The organism is Vibrio sp. 3-2(1) (genome assembly GCF_963887575.1).
GTDB lineage: Bacteria > Pseudomonadota > Gammaproteobacteria > Enterobacterales > Vibrionaceae > Vibrio > Vibrio anguillarum.
The window spans coordinates 1-5,148 of record NZ_CAWPGB010000032.1 but is presented as its reverse complement, the minus strand read 5'-3'; the positions used below and the strand labels follow the sequence as shown (position 1 = coordinate 5,148).

Below are 5,148 nucleotides of genomic sequence, written 5' to 3'. Positions count from 1 at the left end.
CTACATTATCGGATATTACTGCCAACTCAGGCCACATCAGTATAACGGTGGTCTAACTCCCAATGAATCAGAACGATTATATTGGGAAAACTCTAAAACCGTGGCCAATTTTAGTTGACCACTACAGAGCGAACGCTCAAGAAATTGAGAGAAAACGATTTACTAGCAAAGCCGAAAGAACTAAACAAAGTAAAACTATCTGTAAGCTACAATGCAAATCATCAACTACCAAACTTGAGTGGCGACGCTCTAAGACTGTCGATTGAAAGCTTCTCAGGCACTTGTGTTGATACATACATAAAAGAAAAACAATCACTTCGAAACAACATAGGTTACAAAGATGGTGGAATCACCATGACTTGTACTTTTGGAAAAGGTAACTTCAATAAACAGCATTTCATTGAAATGTCATTAGGTTTACGAGAATCAATTGATGTGGATAGATTCGTTGTTAAAGATGAAAGATTCAATCTAGCGAATGATAAATTCATAATGTCTCAGTCAGAGTCAGGAAAACTGACCATTCGTAATGAAACTTCAATACAATGCAAAATAAGAGTAAAAACCAGCAAGTATTCCCCTGCGATCACTTTCGATGCAGAACTAATAACACTTCCTATAAACCCTTTATTACACAAAGACGAGAAAACTTTACTACTAAAGACCACATTATTTACATTTGTATTGGAGGGGCTAAAGCCGGGAACAAATACGAACAAAATCATTTTCACATTAGATCAGACATGCAAACTTGATGACGTATTATCAGTACTTAAGGTTTTCTCTTTTACTAACAATGACTTGATAATGGAAATTGAAGGTTTACATGAAACAACCATAAAGTTTAATATTGCCTTTAATCTTCCAGAACCTTATGAACAAAAATTCATCCAAAGCTTAGAAAGCATCATAAATACTTTTGAAATCGATAGAACTAGTGAAGCGAACTTTAACCAGATAACGCACCAAGAAGATAACATTGTACTGATTAATAGCTTACTAAAAAACAACATTAAAGATGGTTATATAGATACTCAAGAGCCTATACCAGATGACCCAACCGAATTCATTTTCTTGGAAGCAATGTTTATCAATCTTGGTAAGGTCATTGTTGGAGGACTATTTGGTCTACATGCGAGCAAAGAGTCAGCAATTAAATTCAAAATCGATAGAGCCGAGTTATTACAACCAATTTGCTCTTACGATTCTATTTCTGACGACGAGCTCTCCAGTTTATTTGAAGAAACTAAGGCTCAATTCGATGATGAAGACATCTTACTTGTAACCAGAAGATGATGCACTTCGACTAGGCACTTAACGCCCGGCTAAGGGGTTGACAACGCATTGCCGAACTCAAAAAACACACCGTAATCACTGAACTTCAATTTTGTACTAAAGTCGCCAAGCGTTGGCAATCCCTCTTGAGCCGTTTGTTATGCTACCTTTTTGCCATTGGATGGCTTGGATTCAATTGAAGAAGATCCCACAAGTTTCCATACAAGTCTTCAAACACTGCTACCGTTCCATAGTCTTCTTCTGTTGGCTCGCGGACGAAATTAATACCAATCGATTTCATACGCTTAAAGTCACGCCAGAAATCATCAGTATTTAGGAACAGAAATACTCGACCGCCTGCTTGATTCCCAATGAAATCATGCTGCTCTGGCTTCGAGGCTCTGGCAAGTAATAGCGTAACACCATGAGAATTTGGTGGAGCCACAACCACCCAACGTTTGTCTTGTTCAGGTTGATGAGTATCTTCAATAAGTTCAAATTTGAGTTTGTTTACATAAAAATCAATGGCTTCATCATAATCTTTTACAACTAAAGCAATATGGACAATGTTCTGTTTCATAGTATTCCTTATTGAAGATTTCGACTGGTAGCATAACGCCCGGCTAAGGGGTTGACAACGCACCGCCGAACTTAAAAAACACACTGTAAACACTGAACTGCAATTTTGCACTAAAACCGCCACGCGTTGGCAATCCCTCTTGAGCCGTTTGTTAGCTGCTGCACTTTAGCCGGAGATTTACTACCCAACGACCTAATTTAAAACACATTATTGCTTTCAAACGACAAAGTAAAACGGACAATTTAGAAACTAAAACCTAATCCACGAAACGCACTTGGCAAAGAAGAAATAACCGAGAAACTGACGAGCTTCTAGGACTTAAATTTACAAAGAATTCTTTCGAAGAAGCCAACAACCAAGTGCGCGAAATCAACTTAAGCGCGAAAGAGCCTCAAAACCAAAGAAGCCACACCAAAGAAATAAACAAACACACCACTTCCCGTAAACAGACTTCGGTTAGTTCAAGCACTTGACGAACAGTGCCACTGGCGAGATACGCGGAAAAGTGCTGACTTTCAGGTGTAAAGCTAGAGCCTCAGACTAAGAAAAATAAGCGCTTAATTTTACGGTTTTTCTTAACCTCAGCTAACGCCGCATTAAGGGGTGAACAACGCCTCCACCCGACCTAACGCATTGTACCGTAAACACTAAATTTGAAGTAGATGCAAAAGTGCCAAGCGTTGAGAATCCCTCTTAAATGCTTTGTTAGGCATTTTTTATATTGGATGCTAATTTCTCAATTTCTTGGCAGAAGAAAACCCCAACTCGAATTAATACGTGCAAATAATCATCGTTTTTAGTCAAAGCACCGTAAGCGTTTACTTTGACAGATGTTGGATGGATCAGTTTTGAACACAATTTGTGAATTGCCATATAATGGTCATCTAATCCATAGTCTTTCGCTAGTTGCCTGATATTGAAACCAACTTTCGATTGATAAGGGCTTTTAGCTAGCTCACTATCTAGAAAAGATTGAGACTCTTTAAGCCCATTAACATCACCAAAAACGCCTTTTTCACCTGCGGTCATTAGCTGAATAAATCCATTATTTATATCACTAATATCTTTATAGCCTTGCCCGCACCAACTTTTTAGCCCCTTCGCGTTACAATTTACATGCTTGGTAATTAAATAAAGCTCAAAAATATTTCTCACTTTAAGGCTAGTCATTGTTAAATCTTTTCTGTCTTCAGAAAACCTATTGACTTCACGTAAGATTTCTTCAAATAGTTTTAACAATACCGCTGATTTCTCATCGGAACTTTTTTGATTCAAAAAACTAATAACCTCGACAACTGAACGTTGCGAAATTTCCAAATTATCTTCGTCACTTAACTGAATTTTCAAAAAAACACCATTTTTAAATACCGACTAAAACGCCGAAAACTCGAATGCCTAACGCCCGGCTAAGGGGTTGACAACGCACCACCGAACTCAAAAAACACACTGTAAACACTGAACTTCAATTTTGCACTAAAACCGCCAAGCGTTGGCAATCCCTCTTGAGCCGTTTGTTATGCAAATTCAATAAGATAAACTGAATTTACACGACCAAAAGCCACAATTGCAATGGTTGAGTAATTCAAGAACCAACCGAAGCCAGAGCCGTGATAAATAATCCGCCAAAACAAAGTCCACCTTTCAGCGACAAACCAAGCTTTTGAATCAGACAAACTCAACAAGCAAGGCTTTCAGCAAGTGCGAAATGCTCGATTAACTTGCCCTTTCCACACTTTGTGCCCGCTAAATTCACAACAAACCAGCACCAAAACTGATTGAGGCAAACAAAGAAATTTGCCTGTTTTACGGTTTGAGTTAACCACGAATTTGAAGGTAAAAAAGCTCATTTGCCGACAACACAAAACGAATGGCCGGAGAAATCCCAAAAGATTGAACCCCTAAATTTACCTGAGTTGCATAACGCCCTGTTAAGGTGTGAGCAACACAATACCGAAGCTCCCGCATACCACCTTAAACACAAAACGCAACGCATAGCAAAAATGCCACGCGTTGCGAATCACTCTTAAACAGATTGTTAGGCCATTAGCTTACTTTGTCCATAGGGCTATTCAGATATATTCACTTGAACATACTCACATAACGCTTGATCTTGATTTTCAAAAAAGGCAGGCATTGCCATCATCATTGGCAAATCACTAATTGAAACAACATAGTCTTTAAGATCCGCACCTGTAGCTTTTGCGAAAGCTAATTTTGTAGTTCTTCCTGATAAATTTTGTGTTTCTCTTAATTGAACTACCAACTTTTGTGAATTTGGAAATCCAGACCACCAATCAGTGAATTTAATGAATTTTTTCTCTTTTGATGCTTCCAAAAAAACATTTGTAGCATTAATAACGGCTCTGTCAATCATACGCTCTTTATTTATAAACTCAGCCACTATTAACAGCTCACCAATATAGTAGTTTGAAGTAGCTAAACCTCCATTTAACATCCCAACAACTGAGTTATCTAGCGCTCCGCTCTCTACTAATAAAAATGTTTCCTTTAATGCAATTCTAAGCTCTTCAGGCAATTTAAAATGAGAGGCTACTGTAACGACGTTATGCGGTATTTTATTACTAACTACAATACTATTATTACACCCTGAGAAAACATATCTATGCTTTATATCTTGTTTGCCAGATGGGTCACCAAAAGCAATAACATTTTTATATTCTGGTAGATCAACATAAAACGGAAGCATTGATGGGCGTTTATGAACATATCCGGCCTGATTCAGAAAATCTTTAACACGTAAATCACCATCACTTGAAAACTTCTCACTAACTTGTAGTGGCAATGTCAATGGTGTTTTACCTCCTAGCTTCATGGAAGAAAGGGTAAATGGTGTATATAATTCAACCGTAATTCTTGTGATTATTTCAGGGTAATTACCTTTATTGTCGAATATCACATAAGTTCCAAATGTAGCATCACCGTCAAGCTCTAGTATTTCTTGCGACCTCACAACACTTGCTGAAATTCTATGCTCTTTAAATAAATCACTATTATCAACCCACAAAAAAAGACCAGTAAAAAGAGTTGTGAGCATCCCCAAAATACCACCTACAACGCCGACTTTGCCATCAAGTTTCAGTTCGATAAAACCATTTAGTAAATTTCTCATCCCATCACTCACTGAACTAAATACGAATCAATTGGCCTAACGCCCGGCTAAGGGGTTGACAACGCACTGCCGAACTCAAAAAACACACCGTAAACACTGAACTGCAATTTTGCACTAAAGTCGCCAAGCGTTGGCAATCCCTCTTGAGCCGTTTGTTATGCAA

Annotated in this window: 4 protein-coding genes; 1 reads left to right on the top strand and 3 read right to left on the bottom strand. The window is 38.1% G+C overall.

The window, feature by feature from the left end:
* The first annotated feature begins 114 nt into the window (after nucleotides 1-114).
* Nucleotides 115-1,296 carry a hypothetical protein gene (locus AACQ79_RS11110; RefSeq protein ID WP_170899875.1) on the top strand — a complete coding sequence of 394 codons (1,182 nt, stop codon included), beginning with the start codon at nucleotides 115-117 and terminating at the stop codon, nucleotides 1,294-1,296.
* A 142-nt stretch (nucleotides 1,297-1,438) separates the two neighbouring features.
* Here the strand turns inward: AACQ79_RS11110 and AACQ79_RS11105 are convergent, their stop codons facing one another.
* The 3 genes from AACQ79_RS11105 to AACQ79_RS11095 form a co-directional block, all read right to left on the bottom strand.
* The gene (locus AACQ79_RS11105) at nucleotides 1,439-1,855 is read right to left on the bottom strand and encodes a VOC family protein (RefSeq protein ID WP_017045395.1); all 417 of its coding nucleotides are present in this window, start codon (nucleotides 1,853-1,855) and stop codon (nucleotides 1,439-1,441) included.
* Nucleotides 1,856-2,560: 705 nt separating this feature from the next.
* Nucleotides 2,561-3,202: a hypothetical protein gene (locus tag AACQ79_RS11100; RefSeq protein WP_170899874.1), complete on the bottom strand. Its 642-nt coding sequence runs from the start codon at nucleotides 3,200-3,202 to the stop codon at nucleotides 2,561-2,563.
* A 718-nt stretch (nucleotides 3,203-3,920) separates the two neighbouring features.
* Entirely contained in the window at nucleotides 3,921-4,985 is a 1,065-nt protein-coding gene (locus tag AACQ79_RS11095) for a hypothetical protein (protein ID WP_170899873.1), read from the bottom strand.
* Nucleotides 4,986-5,148 lie beyond the last annotated feature (163 nt).